Here is a 22,355-nt window from a genome sequence, read left to right as displayed (position 1 = left end):
TCTCCCTTAGCGGGTGAAGTAATGGTCTTGATGTTTACAATTACGGCAGAACAGGGTCACATAATCTGCGGCATCATAATCGACAGAGAGCTCTTGTGAACCACAGTACATGCAGCGCTTTGTGGAATAAAAATTTAATCGTGGTTCGATTTTTTTCCAAGCATGGCGTATCGGTTGCACAAAGATACTTTCATCGAGTCCTAAAAAGTGAAAGAGCAAAATTTCACTCATTTTACTAAACGGTAATTGTGGCGGACGAGGGAGGGTAAAGGTTTCCCATTTTTCCTGTAAGCCACGTTCACGGTATTGCTGTAAGGTCTTTTTTAACAGATTAGTATTAATGAAGTTTTCATTACGTACTTGCAGAGCTTTTTGTTTGTGTAGGTATTCGAGTGCTGACTGAATCATATAGTAAATCTGCCCAACCGCTAGATGGTCGAGTAGGCGATAACAGAACACTTGAAAGCTTTTATTCCCTGCAATTTGAATGCCCCATGTCTTACAGTAAAACTGCATGAATTGGACAATTTCTTGAAACAGTAGGAGATACAAGCACTCTTTCACTTCGTCAGCGCTTTTAAAAGGAACACCCAGAGCTAAATTTTCATAAAACCAATGGCGCAGTTGCTGTGCTACGCTAAAAAGGCTGGGCTCTGAATATCCATCCAAACGGACATTGATATAATACTGTTCAGCTTGTAGTGCATCATCTTTCACAATCAAAATTTGCTCATGCACGAGATGCTTTTTGAGTGATTGTTGGAAGAAATAATTCGGGCTGATGTTATGATACTTAATAGCGTCCCAGTCGATAAATTCTTGATGTGCCGTATGTTCTTGGACGTGATTATCCAATAAAGCCAGCAAAAAGAGTTTCTGTAAAAAGCTCAGTTCACTTAATTCACGTTCAACGATATCTTTATTTTTAAGTTTACGCTGTTCTTGTAAACGGGTTTCTTTGAGTAGTTTTTTTCGTGCGGCCTGACAGTTTTCACAATGGCAGTTGTATTGCTGTTCTGGAAATATTTGATGATGACAGTGGCTACACTGATAAAAATTAAATTCTTGCTCATCTAATTTTTCAGCATCTACCCAATACATAGATGCACGACACAACGGGCATTGCGTACTTTCATCCATTTGTTTGCGTAGAATATTGAACATGTTGCCAGCGTTTATTGAAAGATTAAATTGATTATACACATCTCTGTTTAAAGACGGGTTTGGAATTTGAGTTGCGGCAGCTCAGGCGAGAAGTCGACAATTAAAAAAGCTGCATAGTGATGATGCAGCTCTTAGTCAGAATGGATTATTAATAAGCGGCTGGGCATGGGATTGATTCGTCCTCCTCTCCAAGTTGTTTGGCTTGTATTAAAGCTTGCACTTTTTTAGACGTAACTTTTTTAGTGCCTAATGCACTATATGAGTTAAGTAGCGAACTGACCTCAAAGGCTTTGAGTGGAATCCCTTCGCAGGTCATAAACATTGCAATCACCTGATGGTCGATATTTGCAGCATCAAGCGCTTGCAGTGTCTTCATATTTTCAATACGGATGATGTGTTCTTTAATAAACATAATGCACCTCTTTTTGTTTTAGTCTGAATATTTTGCTTTTGGCAATTAAGTAGATGCAAAACGCATGCTCAAATGTTTTGAGTAGAGATTTTAAAGCAGATAAATTGTATATTTTTTTTATTAAGACATTGAAAATAAAGTATTAATTTAAAAGTAACAAAATAATATTGATGCGTATGGCTATCTCTAATGAATTCTCAAAATGCTTGAACTGTTGAAAAAGAAACATCTTGGTGCAAGGTTTAAACAGAAGTATGCAATCAAATCCAAATTAGAAGATTGATATGATTTGTGAACTAAGGTGCTTTTTGGAAGGAATCACCTAAGCGATTGGATTTGAAAAGTATATTTGTATATATTGAGCTTATAATTCTAATGATCTTAACTTGCAGGACTGAAACAAAGCGGAATCTACTGAAATTGATACATAGTATGATTCAGCTGGATTTCTAAAGGTTTTGATCTTTTTTTATCCTTTCTTTGTATGGAATAAATATGTCAGACGCACTTAAAAACAGCAATATCACCCGTATGCAATTATATAAGCAGTCACAGGGTACGGTTGGTGCGCTGATTATTGGGCATGATCAAACACTGGAAAAGACGATCGAGTTACTTGGCCTGGCGCAGCAACATCAAGTATCTAAAATTTATGTGGCGGGTGCGACGGAAGAAATTCAGCAATTCCTCACCTCAAAAGTCACGGCATTTCAATTTTACTTTGCAGCAGACTACGACAGTGCACTCGATTTAATTTTCGCAAATCAATAATCCTCTAAGTCTTAAGCAGGAAAGTTTGAGCGCAATAATTTGAACGTACAGATGGATTAAGCACCGGTACTTTCTCTTTCTAGTATATAGGCGCTTTATTTATTTTAGGTAGATAAAAAATTTGCACATTGTTATAGCTGTACTCAACTCAGGCATTTATTTTGCTTAAACATGGCGAAAATATGTGCCAGCCTTTAAATTATTCTATAAAGATGATTGAAAACAACATGCGCTGAGCCCATATATAAATCATTGTAAATGCGAAGACAGCTTGTACATCTTGTCGTATGATCAAGTCATTCACAATGTGTTCAAAAAGCTGATGAAGCAATAACTAAGGAATAGGACGAGATATGAATATTGCGGCAAATCCAGTGGTCGAAGCAGACCAAACTGTTTATTTAAAAGATTATCAAAAACCATCATTTGTCGTAGATAGTATCGATCTTGATATTCAAGTCTTTGATAAGCATACCAATGTAAATGCAAAATTAGTGATGCAGCGTCAAACTGCTGGGGATTTGGTGTTATTGGGTCGTGATTTGGAACTCAAATCAATTCGCTTAAATGGTCAAGTTTTGCCAGCAGATGCCTATATTGTAGATGCAGAACAACTGGTAATTTCAAATGCACCTGACCAAGCTGTCATTGAAACCGAAGTCGTGATTCATCCTGAAAGCAATACTCAACTCGAAGGCTTATACCAAGCGGCAGGCGATTTATTCGTTACCCAAAACGAGCCTGAAGGCTTCCGTAAAATTACCTATTATCCTGACCGTCCTGATGTGCTATCGGTATTTACCACACGTGTCGAAGCGGATAAAAAATTCCCTGTATTACTTGCCAATGGTAATTTGATTGAAGCGGGTGAAACCGGTGAAGGTCGTCATTATACCGTTTGGCAAGATCCAACCAAAAAACCATCGTATCTATTTGCTTGTGTGATTGGTGATTTGGCAGTACTCAAAGACTCTTATGTGACGTCTGAAGGTCGTAATGTTGCTTTAGAAATCTATGCAGAAGAAAAAGACATTCCAAAATGTCATATTGCGATGGAAGCTTTAAAGCACTCGATGCGTTGGGACGAAGAGCATTATGGTCGTCCTTATGATTTAGACAATTATATGATCGTGGCAACCAGTGCATTTAACATGGGTGCAATGGAAAACAAAGGCTTGAATATTTTCAACACCTCTTGTGTGCTTGCTGATGAAGAATATACAACTGATGCAGCGATCATGCGCGTTCAATCGGTGATTGCACATGAATACTTCCATAACTGGACGGGTAACCGTATTACCTGTCGTGATTGGTTCCAACTTTGTTTAAAAGAAGGTTTGACAGTATTCCGTGATCAGTCGTTCTCAGAAGATTTACAATCTGCTGCGGTACAACGTATCGATGACGTTGCAGTGTTAAAAGCTCATCAGTTCCCAGAAGATTCAGGCCCGCTTTCACATCCACCGCGTCCAGATCATTTTGTTGAAATTAATAACTTCTATACAGCAACAGTGTACGAAAAAGGTGCGGAAATTAACCGCATGATGGCAACACTCCTGGGCAAAGAAAAATTCCGTGCAGGTACTGACGAATATTTCAAACGCCACGATGGTCAAGCCGTGACTGTTGAAGATTGGGTAGCAGCACTGACAGCAGGTTCAGGTGTAGATTTATCGAGTTTCTTGATTTGGTATAACCAACCGGGCACACCAAAACTTGAAGCAAAAGGTGAGTACGATGCTGAAAATCAAACTTATACTTTAAGCTTGAAACAAAGCTTAAAAGTGCATCCAAAATATCCAAATTTAAAAGCAGTGCCTATTCCTGTAGTTTTGGCATTGTTTGATGCAGCAAGTGGCGAACAGTTAGTTCTCAGCTCCGATGCATTGGTTGAAAATGGCATTAAAGATGGCGTGTATTTATTTGATACCGTTACTGCAACCATTACATTTAGCGGTGTAAAAACCCAGCCTGTTGTGTCTTTACTGCGTAACTTCTCTGCACCCGTTAATCTTGAATTTAACTATTCAGATGAAGAGCTTGCATTCCTGATGCAGTACGAGCCGAATGGTTTTAACCAATGGCAAGCCAGCCAAACCTTGTTAGAACGTATTTTGTTAAATGGGCATGATGCTGACATCTATGTCCAAGCTATACAAAATACATTACCAGCATTGGTTGAGCGTGATCCATTACTTGCTTCACGTTTATTCGATGTACCGACAGAGGGTTATTTAGGTAGTCGTATTGATACCGACTACAGTCCTACCCAAGTGCAAGAACAGCGTGAAGCACTGTTAAGTCGTGTGGCACGTGAGTTAGGTTCATTCTTTAAAGAGACTTATGCAACTTTAGACCCAGATGCGCAGAAAGAATTTTCACAAGCCATGGGTGTTCGTGCATTGAAAAACATCATGTTGAGTATGATGGCACGTCAAGGCGATGCATCCGTATTTGAATTGGCCTATGAACAATTCAGCTCTACAGGCAATATGTCTGAACGTCTTGGTGCTTTAAAAGTATTGGTTTGGAATGATGCACCACAAGCACAGCAAGCTTTAGAAGCCTTCTATACACGCTTTAAAAATGAAGCCTTGTCGATGGACCAATGGTTTATGCTGCAAGCTGCACATCCGAAAGCAACTGCGGAAACTATCAAGGCACTAACTGCTCATCCTGACTATGACTTGAAAGTACCGAACCGTATTCGTGCGGTTACAGGCGGTTTAAATAGCAATCCTGTCAACACATGGAGCTTTGGTGTACAGCACATTGTTGAATTGGCTAAATTCCTCGATGAGAAAAATCCAATTGTCGGTTCACGGTTACTGCAAATTTTGTCCCGTTGGTACACGTTGGCAGAGCCGCAGCGTAGTGAAGTCAAAGCCGAACTTGAAGCGCTTAAACCTGTCGTGAAATCGAAGAATGTATTAGAAACCTTAAACAGTATGTTGAGTGTTTAATCATTCAACCTCTCTGTACGATTGATTTGAGTTTAATCAGTCGTACTGAAATGAGCCTGTTGCCATGGCTATGGCAGCAGGCTTTTTTATATCCAGTCTTTTAATCCAATCTTTAGCTAGGATTGAAAATCAATCATGTTTAGAAGACATAAACTGAATGATATTCTCTAATTATTTATTTAAATTACATAATATTTGCAATACAAATCACATAATGGCGTTACAATGATGTGGGTTTATCGTATTTCTCACTGTATGCGGTAAGTCATCCAAGTTTTTGAATGTTTAGATTTTTTATCTATTTCATTATGCAATATTTTTGAGGCGAGTCATGTTAGTTAAGGTTGATGATGGTTTTTATTTAAACTCACATCATATTATTGCAATTCGGATTAATAGAGATTTGCTTGATACCTTTGTTGTTTCTGTAGAATACACACCGAACAGTGTGCAAAATACGGGTGTATTTGAAAAGAAATTCAATGCGCGCCGTGACGCAGAACAATACCTACAGACTCTGAATCAAATCATTGGTAAATCGTAAAAGCTAAAGTGCATATCGAATATTGTCTAGATTGAAAGCGATATGATATGCATTAGACTTAGATTGACGTCTAGCAAAAGGGATGAAACGCATCCCTTTTTTTGTGCTTATCTGAGCGAAACTAATGTGAAGAATTGAAAATAAATCATTCTATCGATACAACTCGATTTGCACGTCCGATATTTTCCTGACATGCTGTAGCCATCGAAAATGAGTTAAAACTATATGCGAATCAGTATTGTGGGTGCAGGTCGTGTTGCACATCATTTGCTCAAAGTACTTCATCCACAACATCACATTGTGCAAGTTTATGCGCGAAATCTTGAAAAGGCAGAAAAACTTGCAGCAAGTGTAGGTGCAGAAGCCGTTGATACCCCGACAAAGTTGAATGCTGAGATTGATCTTTTGATCATTGCGGTGAGCGACCAATCGATTGCAACCGTTATTCAGCAAGTTACAGCCTATCTGCCACAGGTTTTGATCGTGCATACTTCAGGTAGCACCAATATCACGGTACTGACCCAGCAACATTTGCGAGCAGGGGTGTTTTATCCTTTACAAACCTTTAGTTTAGATCGAGATGTGGACTGGACGTCTACACCGATCTTTGTAGAAGCCGCGGATTCTACAGATTTGAGGACACTAACAGATTTAGCAAACAGCATGAGTCAAAGGGTTTATCAATATGATTCGGCACAACGTTTAAGTCTGCATCTTGCTGCGGTGTTCGCATGTAATTTTAGTAATTATTGTTATGACATGGCAAAGCAGGTTGTCGATGCAAAATACGTCGATTTTAGCTTGCTTTATCCATTGATTTTAGAGACAGCGAAGAAAGCCACTCAGGCTGAACCACGGAACATGCAAACAGGCCCTGCAATGCGTGGAGATCAAAATATCATGCAGATGCATGCCAATATGCTTGAGCAAGCTGATCAAGTCGACCTGAAAGCGGTCTATGAAATGTTGAGTCAGCAGATTTTTGAACTTCATCAGAAATAAATAATCCATATAGAACAATGAATATTTATTAGCTTAGACATACATGTCAAACAGGATGTTACATGGCAAAAGATTTTAATAGTCCGCAAGTGGTCGAAAGTTATGATGCACATATACGAAAATTAATTCCCGGCTATGAACTTGTCCATCAACAGATTCAGGCGGTGTTGAATTGCCATGTCGCTGAAGATGCCCATGTACTGATCATTGGATGTGGGACGGGCTATGAATTGGGCTATCTCATGGCCTTGAATCCAACATGGTCATTTACCGTTACAGAATTGTCTGAAAATATGCTGAATCAAACACGGCAACGCGTTGAAGCCGCTGGACAGTTGCATCGCGTCAATTTTGTTTTGGGCAGTCATACTGCTTTTGAGGAAGTAAGTTGTTTTGATGCGGTGCTGAGTATCTTGGTGACGCATTTCATTGCGTTGTCAGAGAAAACGAATTTTTTAGCAAAAGCATTTGAGCTGCTTAAACCGCAGGGCATTTTTTTAAGTTTTGACTTGATGCAAACTCATTCGAATTTTGAGCAGCGTGTCCTGCCTGAATTTTGCCAAATGCAAGGTTTATCTGCTGCGCAAGCGACAAAAATGATGCAGCGTTTAGAAGATGATTTTGAACTGATTAGCCAGCAGCATTATCAAAGCTTACTGACGGAAATAGGCTTTGATCAAATTTATTGTTTCAGTCAAATCTTTAGCTATGCGGCTTACAGTGCTTTTAAAACGTCTATGGATTAAAAGAATAAAGACCAAGTTTTGAGTGTATTAAATCCATCGATCATTGAATACCAAGGTACATTTGGCGTGTCTTTACCCGGCTCAATTGATATGTTCAAGCAGATCAGTCGCTATCGTAAGGAACGACGAGGCATGATTGCTTCAAATTTTGCAGAATGTGGTGGTTTTCTAAAGTCTTCGCCCGATTTGGCAATACCAAATTTGCAATTACACTTTGTCGTGGCGTTAGTAGATGACCATGCACGGAAATTTCATACAAGACATGGTTTATCTGTCATGTGTGTCTGCTCAATCCAAGAAGTCGCGGCACGATCAAACTAAGTGGTTCCAGTGTCAATGATCCATTATTGATTGATCCAAACTTTTTAGGGGATGAACAGGATTTAGAAGATTTGGTACAAGGCTTTAAGTTGACGCAGCAGTTAATGATGTCGCCGTCTTTATCGAGTCATTATCAGTAAGATTTATTTACCTCACTGGTCAAAACGGATGATATACGTGCAATCTTACGTCAGCGTGTGGATACGGTTTATCACCCTGTCGGTAGTTGTAAGATGGGCGTAGATGAGATGTCTGTGGTTGACCTTGAATTGAAAGTCTACGGCATTCAAAACCTTCGTGTCGTCGATGCATCTATCATGCCTTCTGTGGTAAATGGCAATACCAATGCACCGACAGTGATGATTGCTGAAAAAGCCGTGGATATGATTCGACAAAGTCAGCTCCAAGCGCAAGTAGCTTAGTGGTTATTCATTTTATATGATTTGATACAACACAGATAAATCTTAGATCAAAAACAGCAATAAAAAACCACCGCTAACGGTGGTTTTTTGCTTTATTCCAAAGTTAGTTTACTTTTTTGAAGATGAAGTCATTAATTTTATGGCCTGCTTCAATTCCGCGACGTTCAAACTTAGTTTGCGGACGCCAGTCTGGACGAGGGTAGCTATTGCCTTTACCTGCAAGGTTTTCAAGACGTGGACGTTCTTCAAGAACTTCGATCATCCATTCAGCATACGGTTCCCAGTCAGTCGCTGAGTGGAATGTGCCGCCGATTTCTAATTTTTCTTCAACCAATGGCATACGGTCATGAGATACAAAACGACGTTTGAAATGACGTTTCTTCTGCCATGGATCTGGGAAGTATAATTGCACAGTGTTAATACTGTTGTCTGGCATTTCACGTAGCACTTGGATGGCATCAGCATCCAATACTCGAAGGTTAGTTAACCCTGCAAGACCTGCTTCATACACACATTGAGCGATACCCGGAACATGTACTTCAATGCCGACAAAGTTACGTTCTGGGTTTGCTTTTGCCATCAGTACCAAAGAGCGACCCATACCAAAACCGATCTCAACAGTTAATGGACGTTCAGGGTGTTCAAAATGCTGACGCAAATCCCCAACAGGATATTCCAAAATTAGATGACCATATTGTTCCAGCGCAGTACGTTGCGAAGTATTAAGTGGCGCAGAGCGGCGCATAAACGTCACGATTTCACGGTGTTCGTTTAGGTTATCCAGATCTACAGCGTGCTGGTCTAATTGATCGTTCGACATAACTTTGGCAAATGTAAAAAATTCGAATGCGGTATTTTAAGTCCTGAGTTGCACAAGTCAAATTTTTTACCGTGAATATATCCGCTTTTTGCTCAATCTCACCGACGGAAGCCGTGCTGAGCATTTGCCATGTACAGTGAATTACTTAGCTCAAAAGTCATGAATTAACATTAATCTAGGCTGTTTTTTCATCAAGATCTTCACTGTCAGCACCATCAGGTTTAAATGGCAAAATGGCCTCAAGCACGGTACAACCCGGCTGTGACTGTATTTTAAATTCACCACCAATACGATGGATTCGCGTTTGCATACTGTGAAGGCCGACATGTAGGCCTTGCTCAACTTCGTCAGGGTTGAAGCCGATACCGTTATCTTCAATACGTAAGATCAGTTGAGTCTCTGTTTCGCACAAACTGAATTGAACTTTGCTTGCCTGACTGTGCTTTAAAATATTGGTTAGGGTTTCTTCAGCGACACGAGTCAAATTGAGACATTGGGTCGCAGTGGGTGAGTGAATCCATTCGGCAGCAAATTTCCAGCTTGAGCTCATGTCTAATTCTTCAAAGAGCTGTACAAAGCGATGGCGAATCGGCGCCGCCCATTCGATCGGGGTGTCTGGAACTTTCGTCCCTATACTTGAACCTGAATCGATGACTTGTCTTAAATCATTACGGAATAGTTTAAGCATCGACATGATTTGTGGTTTTTCAATTTTGTCATTTTGTTCTAACAATAAAATTGAACGGACAATTGATCCGCCTAAACCATCATGTAAGTCATGAGATAAATGAATTCGTTCTTGAAGTCGTGCATTTTCAAGCGCGAGTTGATGTTGTTGACCAAGTGAGGTCGCGAGTTTCAGTTCAGCTCGTTGTACATTTTCAGTTAAGGTCTTATTAAAACGTTCAATTTGACGGGTGTGTCGAGCTAAACGTAGAGCCAGTACGCCACCCAAGATGAGGGTTGTCACTGGCCCGGTATAGGGCGAGAGCGCATGACCTTCCATGGTCATCATAAAGTGCGCATCATGTACCGCAATCGGTAAATAAATCAGATACAGCGTTGCAAGCAAATAGGTTTCGGCCATTTTGGCTTTATACGCCAAGTACGGATAGCTAATACATTTGGCCACAAAGACCAAAACAAAGAAGCTAAAACAAATTTGGATGACGGTTTTTAAATAAGCCTCTGGTGCAAAACCGATACTGAGCGCTGCGATAGTCACAAGGCTTAATAACAGCTTTTGAATTTTTGGGAAGGGGTGGTTTGCAAAATACCACGCACCAATACAGCCAAAAACCGTATAAAAACAGAAAATAATATTTTGTAGACGATCGACCTGTACGGTGGTTAGTAATGCAATTGGCCCATTAAAAATAATACACAGGCTATAAAATACCCAAGCCATGCCTGTAATGGTTAACCATAAGTAAGCTCTTTCATTACGATTGGCGAGCCATGCTAAAAAAAAGAACACGGCCACGACGAAATTAATCATCGTATTCAGTTCGACTAATTGTCGTTGTTCGAGTAACCAAATTTTAAAGGTGTCATAGACTTGCTGGTAATCCCCAATTTGAACTGAACTGAGTCCTGATTTTTGGGTCACCGAACCATACACTTGTACCCAAATGGTATTTACACCTTGCTTTAAACTCGAGCTAGGTAAGTTCAACAGTCTAGGTTGATGTTGGCTTCGCGAAAAATGTTCTGCTGAAATGTAATCTTGCCAAAGTAGGGCTTCGTTGATATAAACCCGTCCACTTTGGGTGATGCCTTGTATAGCGATAGCAATGGGTTGATTTAACTGATGGAGGTCACAGTTCAACTTAAATTGGATTTTGTACCAAGCGATACCATGATAATCCGGCCAACGTTTATTCCAAGTGTCTGGAAGCTTTTGCAGATTTTGCCAACCTGTACGTGGGCGCTCTTGCTCGACAGCGCTTTTAGCTGTGGCAATATGGGTAATTTCAATAGGACAATGACTGCTTGAGATTTGAGGGGTGGCATTGGCAAAACTGGGTATAGCGATACAACATAGCAGGCAAAATAGACTCGCTAAGACCAGCAGCCGATTTGCTTGAATGCAGTGTCGTGACCAAAACCAAACCATCAAAATTCCCCCAATTTTGTGTATCCACAATTTAAAAAAATATATAGAAAGTCACATCAAATCTTTGTTTTATTTTTAATAGTTATAATTTTATGAGATGAATTATACAGTTAAATCGAATGAATGGTGAATTTTTCTCTTTTTATAGGCTTAGTATTATATGTAATGTCATTACACATCAGAGCTTCGATCTTTGAAACCCTTTGCTATATACATCCTGCATAGGGTTTCAATAGGTCACACTTTATTGAAAATTGATTTGATTCAAAGTGAATATTCAAAAATCCATTAGTCACTGACACGGTCAAGTAAAGTGCTACTTGCTTCATTTAAGCCAAAAACCTCTACTTGAATCTGTCTTGATTCAAATTTTTGCACGACATTCTTCAAAATATTAACAGAAGTAATATCCCAAATATGTGCATGACTTAGATCAATTCGCACATGACTAACCCTCTCCTGAAAATCAAAAAATTGATAAAAACTCTCAGAGCTACTAAAGAAAATTTGTCCATAGACTGTGTAGCTACGAATATTGTCTTTAAGTTCAGATGTGACTTTTACCGAACTTTCTAATTGATTGATAATAAACAACGCAGAGAGGAGCACACCAACCAATACGCCAAGCGCCAAGTTATGTGTTGCAAGAACCACGATCACCACAGCTATCATCACGACATTAAAAGACATCGGATGCTTTGAAAATTGCTTGACTGAATTCCATTGGAAAGTGGTAAACGACACCATGACCATAATCGCGACTAAGGCCGCCATTGGGACATAGGCCAACCAGTCTTTTAGGAACACCACTAAGCACAACAAAAATACACCTGCAACCAAAGTGGAGAGACGAGTTCGCGCGCCAGAGCTAACATTAATAATCGACTGACCAATCATGGCGCAACCTGCCATGCCGCCCATAAAGCCACTGACAATATTGGCAATCCCTTGACCACGACATTCCTGATGACGATCTCCTTCGGTTCCAGTGACTTCATTGATCACTGTCGTGGTCATCATGGTTTCTAATAGGCCAACTGTTGCTAGGGTGATGGAATAAGGGAAAATAATCGTGAAGGTTTCAAGATTGAAAGGAATTTCAGGAATCAAGAAAATAGGTAGAGTCTCTGGAAACTTACCCAAATCACTCACAGTACGCAGGTCTGCACCTAGAAATAATGCCAAGCCACTGAGGACAATAATGCAAATCAGCGGTGATGGAATGGCTTTGCCAATTTTAGGTAGATATGGAAACAGATAAATAATCGCAAGCCCTAAAAGCATAAAGATATAGCCCCAACTATCCATCTTTGACATTTCAGGTAGCTGTGCGACAAAAATCAAAATCGCGAGTGCATTTAAAAAACCATACACCACTGACTGCGAGACGAAGCGCATAAGTTTTGCGACTTTAAAATAGCCAGCAATGATTTGAATCACACCAGTCAAAACTGTGGCAGCCAAAAGGTATTGCAAACCATGATCTTTGACCAAAGTGATCATAAGTAAGGCCATCGCACCCGTAGCAGCTGAAATCATTGCTGTACGACCACCAAAAAAGGCAATGGTGACGGCGATACAAAACGAAGCGTACAAACCAACCTGAGGGTCAACCCCAGCAATGGCTGAAAAGGCGATCGATTCTGGAATTAGCGCCAGTCCAACTACTAAGCCAGCGAGCACATCGGTACGAATATTGGAAAACCATTGTTCTTTTTTAAGTTGTAACACGGTAACTTTTCATCAAATCTTAAACGCGGCTATGTTAAAACAACTGAGTATAAAAATGCATAACAGATTGACTTGAAATCTTCTTGATTATGGACAATAGTCAATGAGTATATGTGTTTCAGCATTTACGCTTTTTTGCAATTTACAGGTTTGATCACTTGAAAGTTTGACAGAAGAGATTTAAAACATTGAATAGTACATAACAAGGATCAGATATGAAGCTTTATTATTCTCCAGGTGCATGTTCATTAGCATCACATATAATTTTAAATGAAATTAATGTCGATTTTGATTTGGTCCGTGTTGACCTAAAAAACCATAAAACAGAAAAAGGGGTGGATTATTACGAGATCAACCCAAAAGGTTATGTACCTGCATTAGAAATCAACCCAGGTTTGATCCTGACCGAGAACGTGGCCATTTTACCGTTCCTTGCACAACATGATCCTAAACAAGACTTAATTCCTCCATCAGGTTTAGGTCGTGCCAAAGTTTTAGAATGGCTTGGCTATTTGAACTCAGAATTACATGATGCTTATGCCGTATTCTTTGGTGCTTCACTAGATGCAGACGCTAAAGAAAAAGCTTATGCAGAAATTGATCGTTTATTGACATACATCGATAAAGCAATTGGTGAATCGGATAACGACTATTTAGTCGATGATAACTTTGGCCCTGCAGATGCCTATCTCTTTGTACTGACAAATTGGTCAAATGGCATCGGTCATGATTTAACGCCATATAAAAATATCATTGCATTGCGTAACAAAGTTGCAGAGCGTCAATCAGTTCAAATTGCGATGCGTGATGAAGGATTGATTCCTTAAGTTGTGTATTCAAATTGAATTAAAAAAGACCGCCGAAATTGGCGGTTTTTTTATTGCTAGATTTTTATTGCTCAGGTTTAGCTTAATACTCGAACTGTGTATAGAAATCATCAAAGTTAATATTTTTAAGCGTCAGTTGCTTCGGTGCTTTGAAGGTTGACCATTTGGTTTGAGTTTTGGCATCTTCAAACATATTGCCGCCTACAATTTCCTTACGTTTTAAGGTCGAAAAATTATAGCTTTTCGATGTTTCTTCACCAGAAGCTCGGTGAAAGCTATTGTAGTCAAAACCAATCAGATCAAAGTGTTGATTTTGCCAACGGAAGGTATAACTATGTCGGGGCCATTCCCAGCCACCACAAGCCATAAAATAACTAAAATGAACGAGTAAATTGCCTTTACTGATTTGAATGTCTTCTGCTTCAGCAAGTGGGTCAAGTAGGCATGAATTGGGCTGCTGAGCGACGGGGATGCTGTTGTTTTCAACGATACGTTGATATCCCTTTGCGGTTTTAAAAAACACGATGAGTTTTCGTGGATGGTTGTGAACGACTTTGCCATCGTCATCATAGGTCGCCACATCGACTTTTTGTTTTTCCACGATCATCGCAATATCTGGCTTTTGATCTTTGTTTAGGTCGCCAGTCGTAGCCATCAAAATGTTCCAACCTTGAGGTGCAAGTGATTTGGCTGTGCTGGGCACTTGGGCTGGCAGCCAACTAGATGCGGCACAAAGACTCAACGTACAAAATATATGGGATATTTTCATTATTATCAGGTTTTCAAAATCAAAAAAAGGACTCAATAGAGTCCTCTTTTATACCGTGAATGAGTTCTTATTTAAAGAAGTATCCAGTTTCAGGTGAACTGGCATTTGCCATGCGTTTACGCGGCATACGTCCTGCTAGGAATGCTTCACGGCCTGCTTCAACTGCTTTTTTCATCGCTGAAGCCATCAGAACAGGGTTTTGTGCAGCTGCAATTGCTGTATTCATTAATACGCCATCACAGCCCAATTCCATCGCTATCGCTGCATCACTTGCTGTACCTACACCCGCATCGACCAAGACAGGCACTTTGGCATTGTCTTTAATGATCGAAATAGTATGTGGGTTGAGAATGCCTAAACCTGAGCCAATGAGACTACCTAAAGGCATAATGGCTACACAGCCCATGCTTTCCAGTTCTTGTGCCACAATCGGGTCATCTGAGGTATAAACCATGATTTCAAAGCCATCGTCAATCAATGTACGTGCAGCTTTTAAAGTCTCGGTAATATTTGGATATAGGGTTTTCTCATCGCCTAAAACCTCAAGTTTAACCAGATTGTGACCATCTAATAGTTCACGCGCCAACATACAAGTACGAACCGCGCTGTTCGCATCGAAACAACCGGCTGTATTTGGCAAAATCGTATATTTCTCAGGTGGAACTACAGAAAGCAAGTTCGGCTGGTCTGGATGTTGACCAATATTCACACGGCGAATGGCAACGGTCACAATTTCAGCACCACTAGCTTGAATGGCCTGGTCAGTTTCCGTTAAGTCCTTGTACTTACCTGTACCAACTAAAAGTCGTGAATTAAATGTACGTGAACCAATGATTAGGGGTGTATCTTCCATGGGAGCTCCATTTTAGCCGCCACCTACGGCATGAATAATTTCAATATGATCTTGCTCTGCAATTGGGGTTTGTTCCAATTTACTTTTCGAGATGATCATTTCATTTTTTTCAACAGCGAAGCGTTTGCCTTCCAGTTGTAATTGTTGAACCAATTGCAAGAGGTTGACACATTCGGTTTGTGTAGCTTCGCCGTTTAAATAGATTTGCATTTTTGGATTCCGTTCTTGCTGCCTTACCTATTGAATAAGGCCAAAATCTGTTGTTAATTATTTTGCGTATTTAAATGCATTCCAGGCCAATATGAGCCATCCAGCAATCATCAGCGCTCCACCAATTGGGGTAATGGCACCGAGACCACGTGGTAAGCCTAGAGCCATCACATATAAAGAACCACAGAAGAAGAAAATACCAACTTGTATAAGGAGGAAACTAGCTTTAATTGGAAGTTGGGGAATGACTTTGGATAAGATCGCGAGGGCAAGTAAGCCTAGTGCATGGTAAAAGAAATAGTCCGTTGCAGTTTGCCACCAAGCCAATTGGGCTTCAGTCGCGCGCGCTTTTAATCCGTGTGCACCAAAGGCACCAAGCATCACAGCAAAAGCTAAGTTAAGTGCGGAAATGGCAATCCACATGTGCATTCACCTTAACAAAATTTGCGCATAACCATAGCATATTTAGCGCGCAGGGTTAAAGCAAAAATGCCCAAAGTTTTTGTGTTGTAGTTTGTCATTCAATACTATTCAGACATAAAAAAGAGCATCGAAATGCTCTTTTTTAGGATGACTAGGAAATGCTTTCCAATTAGTTTGAAGACATTGCGACTTTAATTTTTTCCATCGCATTTTTTTCCAACTGACGGATACGTTCAGCAGATACATTATATTCTGCCGCCAATTCATGCAGCGTCGACTTTTCGTCATCTAACCAGCGACGTTGTAAGATGTTACGCGAACGGTCATCCAACTGATCCATGGCTTCATGTAAAGCTGAAGTGCTTTGTTCTTCGTAATCTTCATCTTCCGCTAAACGCGCAGGGTCGTAACGGTTATCTTCGAGATAAAGGGCAGGAGCGACATGGGTCGAACCTTCATCGTCATCATCACCTTGAGCTTCAAATGCAGCATCATAAGCGGTTAAACGGCCTTCCATTTCCAAGACTTGTTCAGGTGTCACATTTAAGTCATTGGCAATCGACTGTGCTTCAGCCAAAGTTAATTTTTTAGATGACTTTTTTAAGCTACGTAAATTAAAGAATAATTTACGCTGTGCTTTAGTGGTCGCAATTTTGACAATACGCCAGTTACGAATCACATATTCATGAATTTCTGCTTTAATCCAATGCACAGCAAAAGATACGAGACGTACGCCCATGTTTGGGTCAAAACGTTTTACCGCTTTCATTAAGCCCAAGTTACCTTCTTGAATCAGGTCACCTTGTGGCAAGCCGTAGCCTGCATAGCTACGTGCGATATGCACAACAAAACGAAGATGTGACATCACCAGCATTTTAGCTGCGTCTAAATCTTGGTCATAATAATAACGTTCGGCCAGCTCTTTTTCTTGTTCGGCCGATAAAATTGGAATCTGATTAACAGTACTAATATAAGCACCAAGATTCACCCCAGGTGCCGATAATGACAGGGGCATCAATTGATTGCTGCTGTCACTCATGTTTTCTCCTTGAGAATTAAAATGGGTAAGCCCAATAACTAAGATTCATCTTAATCCAATATTTCCGTAAATTATGGAAAATTGGGTATAGAAATGTAAACTTTTATTCAATTATGAAGCAATTTAGTTTAACTGAATCTTTTTAAGATTCAATTAAGTAATGAAACTCAGAATCGGAAATTTTGCGCATTTCACAGTTTAACTGATGTATTTGACAGTATCGTGATACATCTTGTTGGCTGTGCGGATCGGATGACTTTAACAATAAAGATTGATCTGGACTTTTCTTTAAAGCTTTTTTGAGCATCAATAGTGGCATCGGGCAAGGTTTACCCATTGCATCTACAGTTAAAAGCGAATTTTGGCTGTCACTCACGAAGCAGATCCAACATGTTTACATTTCAATGGAAATATTAGCAAATACAGTGCCAAATCCCAACCTAAAATAGGTAAAAATCCTTTGTGATTTATAACTCAAACGATGTGAAAAAATAAGAATATTCAAAAGGAAAATAGATCAAAAAAATCTATTAATTGCGGTAAACCCGTGTTAAGCTCGTTGCGTTGTTAAGATTTTTGTTGGCTGTGAAGCCTCTTAACTCTTGATATATTTGGATGTAACCGGGATTTTGTTGATAGTTTTACAGAATGATTACAAGCTTAGAAATAAAAATATTTTTTAACCTTGTTTGGTCTGCTGTTTGCAACACCGGGTGGTCCTTCTTTTTTAAATACGATAAGGATTAACTTATGACAGCTCGTGAACAAGGCGTTGTTAAATGGTTCAACGACACTAAAGGCTTTGGCTTTATTCAACGTAACGGCGGCGACGACGTATTCGTTCATTTCCGCGCAATTATGGGCGAAGGTCACCGTTCACTTCGTGACGGTCAACGCGTAGAATTCAGCGTTGTTAAAGGTCAAAAAGGCTTCCAAGCTGAAGAAGTACAACCTTTAGACTAATCGTCTGAATGTACTCAAAAACGCTCCAATGTAAATTGGGGCGTTTTTTGTTTATAATGCTTCAGCAATTTTGTGATTATTCAATTAGGGCACATCTATATGTCATCAGGTTTTGAAACCTTAAATTTACATCCGAACCTTAAAAAAGCCATTGATGCTTTGGGTTTTAAGGATATGACGCCTATTCAGCAAAAGGTTTTAAAATTTACATTGGCTGGACATGACGCTATTGGTCGTGCTCAAACTGGTACTGGGAAGACTGCGGCTTTCTTGGTCAGTGTGATCAATGACTTGTTGAATAATCCAATTAAGGAACAGCGTTATCGTGGTGAACCGCGTGCATTGATTCTTGCACCAACCCGTGAGCTTGCATTGCAAATTGAAAGTGATGCTAAAGAATTAGTGAAATACACTGATCTCAATGTCATGACTTTGCTCGGTGGGGTAGATTTTGATAAGCAAAAAAATCTATTAAATCGTAATTTTGTCGACATTATGGTTGCAACCCCAGGTCGCTTAATTGACTTTGTGGAACAAAAAGAAGTTTGGCTCGATCAAATTGAATTTTTAGTGATTGATGAAGCTGACCGTTTATTAGATATGGGCTTTATCCCATCTGTAAAACGTATCGTGCGCTTTTCACCACGTAAAGAACAACGACAAACTTTGATGTTCTCTGCAACATTTAGTTATGATGTTTTAAATTTGGCACAGCAATGGTTGTTTGAACCAGTAACTGTTGAAATTGAACCTGAGAAAAAAACCAATGCAGATGTAGAGCAACGTGTCTACATGGTGGCGAAGTCTGATAAATATAAATTATTGGAAGACATCTTACGTGATGAACCAATTGAAAAGGTCATGATCTTTGCCAACCGTCGTGATCAAGTGCGTAAACTTTATGATCATCTCAAAAAAGACGGTTATAAAGTGGTGATGTTGTCAGGTGAAATCGCTCAAGATAAGCGTTTGAAAATGCTTGATCAGTTTAAAAATGGTCAACATAACATCATGATTGCAACAGACGTTGCAGGTCGTGGTATCCATGTCGATGGCGTTTCTCATGTCGTGAACTTTACACTTCCTGAACAGTCTGATGATTATGTACACCGTATCGGTCGTACAGGTCGTGCAGGAACACGTGGTGTCAGTATTAGTTTCTTGTCTGAAGATGATGCTTTTTCACTACCTGAAATTGAAAAAGCCATTGGTCAAAAATTACCTTTAACCCGTTTAGACGGTTATTGCTAATTTTTGCTTCAAAAAAAGCCTGCAGATTTGCAGGCTTTTTTTATTTCATCTCGACTATTTCATAACAATTATTTCATGACGATAATTTCATTTTGAGTTAATGACAAAACGACATCACAGACTAACGTTTTAGTTGGCACGGCAACTAAAGGTCAGTACAGTTTGGTAATCATCATCTTTGCTGATACTGCCGCTATTTCCTGTAATGGTGCCAAGTACGCCAGCCGCAGCCTGAATCATTTGACCTGTCTTTTCATCGACCACGCCTTTTAATACACCGTTGTATTCTTGCTTTTCATCTACCACGACAGGGGTCGCATTTTTACCACAGGTACTATTTGCAGCTGCAATTGCATTATTTTTTGCCGCTAAACTGGTTTTACCTACGGCGGTCACTTCATATTGATTATTTGGTTTTTGAATCGCTAAAGATTTTGTTGGCGTAGATGTACATGCAGCTAAAAGCACAGTTGCGCTTAGCGTGCTAACAATGGCAACAGTTTTGTTGAATTTTTTCATGCGGTGCCCCGAGTTAGAAATAATTTGATTTATTTGAACATAAAATTTCTTATAGAACAGGGAACTGCTGTACAAGTTATGCGGTTTTTTTATAGTAAATCTGTGAATAAAGCTGACTTAACAAATAAGCACCGAGTCTGACGTAAACATTCTAGAGTAAGTTATTGAGAATATGCTAATCTTGAGCAAACGTTTTAAAGTACAGTGTATAGATGTCAATTCTAAAATCAGCAGTTGATACAGTTCATCAAAATATTCATCAGCGTCAGTCGATTGGTCATTTAATTGAACCTGCGCCGAATGCTGAGCAATTGGAAAATGCGTTTCAAGCCGCTTTAACGGCGCCAGATCATCATCGTCTTAAGCCTACGCGTTTCGTGATTATTCCTGAAACTGAACGTGAAGCATTTGGTGAGTTGCTTTCACATGCTTTAGCCGATACTGGACAAACAGAAGAAGCGCAGTTGGAACGTGTGAAACACCATCCATTTCGTGCGCCACTATTGGTTTTGGCTTTAACTCAATTACAAGATCATCCCAAAGTTCCGCATTTCGAACAAATCTTAAGTTCAGGCGCAGCAGTACAAAACTTTTTGCTCTCTCTACAAGCACAAGGCTTTTCAACCATGTGGCGTAGTGGGGCGGTGGTTGAATCTAAATTGTTTAAACAAGCCTTGGGTTTAACGGAAAATGATTTGATTTCAGGCATTATTTATATCGGTACAGCAGTGAAAGCCATTCCACCGCGTGCTGAAATACAGTCTGCTGACTTTGTAAGCCATTGGCATAAAGCAAACCAATAAAAGTGAAAAATAGGTCGATTGAACAAGATCGATCAGTAAAGAAATTAGGATAAAAGAACAATGTCAGAACTTGATTTTGCAAGTCTTGTTAGCCCTGTGTCAGTTGATCAAAAAACTGCACTGCGTGTTACGGTGCTGGGTGGTGGGAGTTTTGGTACTGCGATGGCTAATACTGCAGTACGTAATGGCTGTGACACCATGATATGGATTCGTGATGAGGCGGTGGCTGCGGATATCAATGCAACACATATTAATAAACGTTACTTGCCAGATTTTCAATTAGAAGCAGGTTTGCTCGCTGTTTCAGATTTAGAACAAGCAGTATGTAATCGTGACATTATTTTGGTGGCCATTCCGAGCCATTCTTTCCGTAGTGTTTTACAGCAGATCAAGCCTTTTATCACGTCACAAGCAGTGGTGTCTTTAACCAAAGGTATTGAAGCCAATACCTTTAGCTTTATGAGCGATATTATTCGTGAAGAACTTCCTGAAGTCCCTTATGGTGTGCTTTCAGGGCCAAACTTGGCGAAGGAAATTGTTGCAGGACAACCAGCAGGAACAGTGATCGCAAGCCAATCTGAGCTGGTTCGTTATGCAGTTCAACAAGCGCTACACAGTGCGTTGTTCCGTGTATTTGCCAGTGATGATGTGCATGGCGTGGAATTGGGCGGTGCTCTGAAAAATATCTATGCAGTCGCGATGGGTCTAGCTGCGGCTTATGGTGTCGGTGAAAATACCAAGAGTATGATTTTGACACGTGCTTTGGCAGAAATGAGCCGCTTTGCAGTGAAATTGGGTGCAAACCCATTAACCTTCTTAGGGCTGTCTGGGGTAGGTGACTTATTTGCAACCTGTAGTAGTCCACTCAGCCGCAATTACCAAGTTGGCTTTGCACTCGGTAGTGGTAAAAACTTAGAACAAGCCACCAAAGAACTAGGACAAACTGCGGAAGGGATTAATACCATTGTGCAAGTACGCGCACGCTCTGAAGAGCTCGGTGTATATATGCCAATTACCAGTGCATTGTATGAAGTGATTTTTGAAGGTGCGCCGGCCCTGAACATTGCATTGTCATTGATGAAAAATGGACATCGCAGTGACGTTGAATTTGTCTTGCCACATCAGCAAGTTTAAGTTTGCTGATTAATATGCAATACACATAGCTTTGTCATACTGGCTGTATATAATGTGCGGAATAGAATAAGGAAATTTTATGCAACTGACATTGGTTAGGCATGGCGAAGCTGCTCCGCCAGTAATGGGGAATGATGAAAAGCGTCCTTTAACAGCGCGCGGACAAACTCAAGCGGCAGAAACTGCAGCATATTTGAAAGATATAATTCAACCAGACGTTTTTGTGGTGAGTCCGCTACTGCGTGCGCAGCAAACACTTTCATCTTTGCAAAAACATTTTCCACATGTGCCTGTGGTTATTTGTAATGCCATCAAACCGGAAGATGATGCCAAAGTTGCAGTGGAATGGTTGTCACATTTACCGTATGAGTCTATTGTGGTGGTGTGCCATATGAACGTTGTGGCACATATGGCCAGTGTTTTGGTCTCAGAATATTTTAATCCCTATGCTTTGGCAGAAGCGCGCATTTATGAACAAGCGGTCATTGCTCCAGGGTTATCAACACAAATTAAAACGTTTATACCATCAACATAAAAACCAATTAAAACGGC

At 40.0% G+C, this 22,355-nt stretch carries 23 protein-coding genes and 1 pseudogene; 12 read left to right on the top strand and 12 right to left on the bottom strand.

Annotated elements, in window-relative coordinates; translation table 11 throughout:
• Positions 1 to 6: 6 nt before the first annotated feature.
• Together MST17_RS09970 and MST17_RS09965 are read right to left on the bottom strand one after the other, a co-directional pair.
• The gene (locus MST17_RS09970) at positions 7 to 1,164 is read right to left on the bottom strand and encodes a hypothetical protein (protein WP_180022468.1); all 1,158 of its coding nucleotides are present in this window, start codon (positions 1,162 to 1,164) and stop codon (positions 7 to 9) included.
• Positions 1,165 to 1,312: 148 nt separating this feature from the next.
• The gene (locus tag MST17_RS09965; protein WP_078188903.1) at positions 1,313 to 1,576 is read right to left on the bottom strand and encodes a hypothetical protein; all 264 of its coding nucleotides are present in this window, start codon (positions 1,574 to 1,576) and stop codon (positions 1,313 to 1,315) included.
• Between the two features lie 495 nt (positions 1,577 to 2,071).
• On the opposite strand from MST17_RS09965, the gene MST17_RS09960 reads away from it, so the two are divergent.
• From MST17_RS09960 to MST17_RS09935, 6 genes and pseudogenes are all read left to right on the top strand, one after another.
• Positions 2,072 to 2,347: a hypothetical protein gene (locus tag MST17_RS09960; RefSeq protein WP_180026862.1), complete on the top strand. Its 276-nt coding sequence runs from the start codon at positions 2,072 to 2,074 to the stop codon at positions 2,345 to 2,347.
• Between the two features lie 353 nt (positions 2,348 to 2,700).
• Entirely contained in the window at positions 2,701 to 5,310 is a 2,610-nt protein-coding gene (gene pepN / locus MST17_RS09955) for an aminopeptidase N (protein ID WP_180026861.1), read from the top strand.
• Positions 5,311 to 5,641: 331 nt separating this feature from the next.
• Positions 5,642 to 5,854: a hypothetical protein gene (locus MST17_RS09950; protein WP_180003031.1), complete on the top strand. Its 213-nt coding sequence runs from the start codon at positions 5,642 to 5,644 to the stop codon at positions 5,852 to 5,854.
• A 225-nt stretch (positions 5,855 to 6,079) separates the two neighbouring features.
• Positions 6,080 to 6,856 carry a Rossmann-like and DUF2520 domain-containing protein gene (locus MST17_RS09945; protein ID WP_180026860.1) on the top strand — a complete coding sequence of 259 codons (777 nt, stop codon included), beginning with the start codon at positions 6,080 to 6,082 and terminating at the stop codon, positions 6,854 to 6,856.
• Positions 6,857 to 6,918: 62 nt separating this feature from the next.
• Positions 6,919 to 7,602, top strand: a complete 684-nt coding sequence (locus MST17_RS09940) for a class I SAM-dependent methyltransferase (RefSeq protein ID WP_180007317.1) — start codon at positions 6,919 to 6,921, stop codon at positions 7,600 to 7,602.
• Positions 7,603 to 7,647: 45 nt separating this feature from the next.
• Positions 7,648 to 8,345 (top strand): annotated as a pseudogene (locus MST17_RS09935) (GMC family oxidoreductase); the annotation flags it as partial.
• Between the two features lie 103 nt (positions 8,346 to 8,448).
• Here MST17_RS09935 and trmB read toward each other — a convergent pair.
• From trmB to MST17_RS09920, 3 genes are all read right to left on the bottom strand, one after another.
• Complete coding sequence (trmB, locus tag MST17_RS09930; RefSeq protein WP_078188891.1) at positions 8,449 to 9,165, bottom strand: tRNA (guanosine(46)-N7)-methyltransferase TrmB; 717 nt, start codon at positions 9,163 to 9,165, stop codon at positions 8,449 to 8,451.
• 175 nt (positions 9,166 to 9,340) lie between these two features.
• Entirely contained in the window at positions 9,341 to 11,281 is a 1,941-nt protein-coding gene (locus MST17_RS09925; RefSeq protein WP_180026859.1) for a sensor histidine kinase, read from the bottom strand.
• Between the two features lie 288 nt (positions 11,282 to 11,569).
• Positions 11,570 to 13,012, bottom strand: a complete 1,443-nt coding sequence (locus tag MST17_RS09920; RefSeq protein WP_180026858.1) for a SulP family inorganic anion transporter — start codon at positions 13,010 to 13,012, stop codon at positions 11,570 to 11,572.
• Between the two features lie 215 nt (positions 13,013 to 13,227).
• Between MST17_RS09920 and MST17_RS09915 the strand changes: the two genes are divergently transcribed.
• Positions 13,228 to 13,839 (top strand): glutathione binding-like protein, encoded by a 612-nt coding sequence (locus tag MST17_RS09915; protein ID WP_180026857.1) that lies wholly within the window; start codon positions 13,228 to 13,230, stop codon positions 13,837 to 13,839.
• 82 nt (positions 13,840 to 13,921) lie between these two features.
• On the opposite strand, the gene MST17_RS09910 is transcribed toward MST17_RS09915, so the two are convergent.
• The 6 genes from MST17_RS09910 to MST17_RS09885 form a co-directional block, all read right to left on the bottom strand.
• Positions 13,922 to 14,494 (bottom strand): hypothetical protein, encoded by a 573-nt coding sequence (locus MST17_RS09910; RefSeq protein WP_180026856.1) that lies wholly within the window; start codon positions 14,492 to 14,494, stop codon positions 13,922 to 13,924.
• A 181-nt stretch (positions 14,495 to 14,675) separates the two neighbouring features.
• Positions 14,676 to 15,461 (bottom strand): thiazole synthase, encoded by a 786-nt coding sequence (locus MST17_RS09905; protein ID WP_111885685.1) that lies wholly within the window; start codon positions 15,459 to 15,461, stop codon positions 14,676 to 14,678.
• A 12-nt stretch (positions 15,462 to 15,473) separates the two neighbouring features.
• Positions 15,474 to 15,671, bottom strand: a complete 198-nt coding sequence (gene thiS, locus MST17_RS09900) for a sulfur carrier protein ThiS (RefSeq protein WP_111885686.1) — start codon at positions 15,669 to 15,671, stop codon at positions 15,474 to 15,476.
• Positions 15,672 to 15,728: 57 nt separating this feature from the next.
• Positions 15,729 to 16,094, bottom strand: a complete 366-nt coding sequence (locus MST17_RS09895; RefSeq protein WP_180010328.1) for a DUF423 domain-containing protein — start codon at positions 16,092 to 16,094, stop codon at positions 15,729 to 15,731.
• Between the two features lie 169 nt (positions 16,095 to 16,263).
• Complete coding sequence (gene rpoH, locus MST17_RS09890; protein ID WP_078188879.1) at positions 16,264 to 17,133, bottom strand: RNA polymerase sigma factor RpoH; 870 nt, start codon at positions 17,131 to 17,133, stop codon at positions 16,264 to 16,266.
• Positions 17,134 to 17,275: 142 nt separating this feature from the next.
• A complete protein-coding gene (locus tag MST17_RS09885; protein WP_078189214.1) occupies positions 17,276 to 17,470 on the bottom strand; it encodes a sulfurtransferase TusA family protein in 195 nt (64 codons plus the stop codon).
• A 413-nt stretch (positions 17,471 to 17,883) separates the two neighbouring features.
• On the opposite strand from MST17_RS09885, the gene MST17_RS09880 reads away from it, so the two are divergent.
• On the top strand, positions 17,884 to 18,096 hold the full coding sequence (locus tag MST17_RS09880; protein ID WP_005014923.1) for a cold-shock protein: 213 nt from the start codon (positions 17,884 to 17,886) through the stop codon (positions 18,094 to 18,096).
• 99 nt (positions 18,097 to 18,195) lie between these two features.
• On the top strand, positions 18,196 to 19,347 hold the full coding sequence (gene rhlB / locus MST17_RS09875; protein WP_180003018.1) for an ATP-dependent RNA helicase RhlB: 1,152 nt from the start codon (positions 18,196 to 18,198) through the stop codon (positions 19,345 to 19,347).
• A 129-nt stretch (positions 19,348 to 19,476) separates the two neighbouring features.
• Here the strand turns inward: rhlB and MST17_RS09870 are convergent, their stop codons facing one another.
• Complete coding sequence (locus MST17_RS09870; protein ID WP_078188876.1) at positions 19,477 to 19,866, bottom strand: hypothetical protein; 390 nt, start codon at positions 19,864 to 19,866, stop codon at positions 19,477 to 19,479.
• 212 nt (positions 19,867 to 20,078) lie between these two features.
• On the opposite strand from MST17_RS09870, the gene MST17_RS09865 reads away from it, so the two are divergent.
• From MST17_RS09865 to MST17_RS09855, 3 genes are all read left to right on the top strand, one after another.
• Positions 20,079 to 20,669: a nitroreductase family protein gene (locus tag MST17_RS09865; RefSeq protein ID WP_171525909.1), complete on the top strand. Its 591-nt coding sequence runs from the start codon at positions 20,079 to 20,081 to the stop codon at positions 20,667 to 20,669.
• A 60-nt stretch (positions 20,670 to 20,729) separates the two neighbouring features.
• Positions 20,730 to 21,803 carry an NAD(P)H-dependent glycerol-3-phosphate dehydrogenase gene (locus MST17_RS09860; RefSeq protein WP_180026855.1) on the top strand — a complete coding sequence of 358 codons (1,074 nt, stop codon included), beginning with the start codon at positions 20,730 to 20,732 and terminating at the stop codon, positions 21,801 to 21,803.
• Positions 21,804 to 21,882: 79 nt separating this feature from the next.
• Entirely contained in the window at positions 21,883 to 22,338 is a 456-nt protein-coding gene (locus MST17_RS09855; RefSeq protein WP_078193626.1) for a histidine phosphatase family protein, read from the top strand.
• The last annotated feature ends 17 nt before the right edge of the window (positions 22,339 to 22,355 follow it).

The sequence above is a fragment of the Acinetobacter sp. YH16056_T genome, from assembly GCF_024605895.1.
Taxonomy (GTDB): domain Bacteria; phylum Pseudomonadota; class Gammaproteobacteria; order Pseudomonadales; family Moraxellaceae; genus Acinetobacter; species Acinetobacter amyesii.
This window is presented reverse-complemented; position numbering and strand designations above follow the sequence as displayed.

Excerpts from the sequence above, each read along its gene's own strand:
- MST17_RS09860 (WP_180026855.1), top strand. The coding sequence starts at position 20,730 with ATGTCAGAACTTGATTTTGCAAGTCTTGTTAGCCCTGTGTCAGTTGAT.
- MST17_RS09950 (WP_180003031.1), top strand. The coding sequence starts at position 5,642 with ATGTTAGTTAAGGTTGATGATGGTTTTTATTTAAACTCACATCATATT.
- MST17_RS09945 (WP_180026860.1), top strand. The coding sequence starts at position 6,080 with ATGCGAATCAGTATTGTGGGTGCAGGTCGTGTTGCACATCATTTGCTC.
- trmB (WP_078188891.1), bottom strand. The coding sequence starts at position 9,165 with ATGTCGAACGATCAATTAGACCAGCACGCTGTAGATCTGGATAACCTA.
- MST17_RS09970 (WP_180022468.1), bottom strand. The coding sequence starts at position 1,164 with ATGTTCAATATTCTACGCAAACAAATGGATGAAAGTACGCAATGCCCG.
- MST17_RS09925 (WP_180026859.1), bottom strand. The coding sequence starts at position 11,281 with ATGGTTTGGTTTTGGTCACGACACTGCATTCAAGCAAATCGGCTGCTG.
- MST17_RS09960 (WP_180026862.1), top strand. The coding sequence starts at position 2,072 with ATGTCAGACGCACTTAAAAACAGCAATATCACCCGTATGCAATTATAT.
- MST17_RS09910 (WP_180026856.1), bottom strand. The coding sequence starts at position 14,494 with ATGGCTACGACTGGCGACCTAAACAAAGATCAAAAGCCAGATATTGCG.
- MST17_RS09865 (WP_171525909.1), top strand. The coding sequence starts at position 20,079 with ATGTCAATTCTAAAATCAGCAGTTGATACAGTTCATCAAAATATTCAT.
- pepN (WP_180026861.1), top strand. The coding sequence starts at position 2,701 with ATGAATATTGCGGCAAATCCAGTGGTCGAAGCAGACCAAACTGTTTAT.
- MST17_RS09940 (WP_180007317.1), top strand. The coding sequence starts at position 6,919 with ATGGCAAAAGATTTTAATAGTCCGCAAGTGGTCGAAAGTTATGATGCA.
- MST17_RS09885 (WP_078189214.1), bottom strand. The coding sequence starts at position 17,470 with ATGGGTAAACCTTGCCCGATGCCACTATTGATGCTCAAAAAAGCTTTA.
- MST17_RS09905 (WP_111885685.1), bottom strand. The coding sequence starts at position 15,461 with ATGGAAGATACACCCCTAATCATTGGTTCACGTACATTTAATTCACGA.
- rhlB (WP_180003018.1), top strand. The coding sequence starts at position 18,196 with ATGTCATCAGGTTTTGAAACCTTAAATTTACATCCGAACCTTAAAAAA.
- MST17_RS09915 (WP_180026857.1), top strand. The coding sequence starts at position 13,228 with ATGAAGCTTTATTATTCTCCAGGTGCATGTTCATTAGCATCACATATA.
- MST17_RS09895 (WP_180010328.1), bottom strand. The coding sequence starts at position 16,094 with ATGTGGATTGCCATTTCCGCACTTAACTTAGCTTTTGCTGTGATGCTT.
- rpoH (WP_078188879.1), bottom strand. The coding sequence starts at position 17,133 with ATGAGTGACAGCAGCAATCAATTGATGCCCCTGTCATTATCGGCACCT.
- MST17_RS09880 (WP_005014923.1), top strand. The coding sequence starts at position 17,884 with ATGACAGCTCGTGAACAAGGCGTTGTTAAATGGTTCAACGACACTAAA.
- MST17_RS09870 (WP_078188876.1), bottom strand. The coding sequence starts at position 19,866 with ATGAAAAAATTCAACAAAACTGTTGCCATTGTTAGCACGCTAAGCGCA.
- thiS (WP_111885686.1), bottom strand. The coding sequence starts at position 15,671 with ATGCAAATCTATTTAAACGGCGAAGCTACACAAACCGAATGTGTCAAC.
- MST17_RS09965 (WP_078188903.1), bottom strand. The coding sequence starts at position 1,576 with ATGTTTATTAAAGAACACATCATCCGTATTGAAAATATGAAGACACTG.
- MST17_RS09855 (WP_078193626.1), top strand. The coding sequence starts at position 21,883 with ATGCAACTGACATTGGTTAGGCATGGCGAAGCTGCTCCGCCAGTAATG.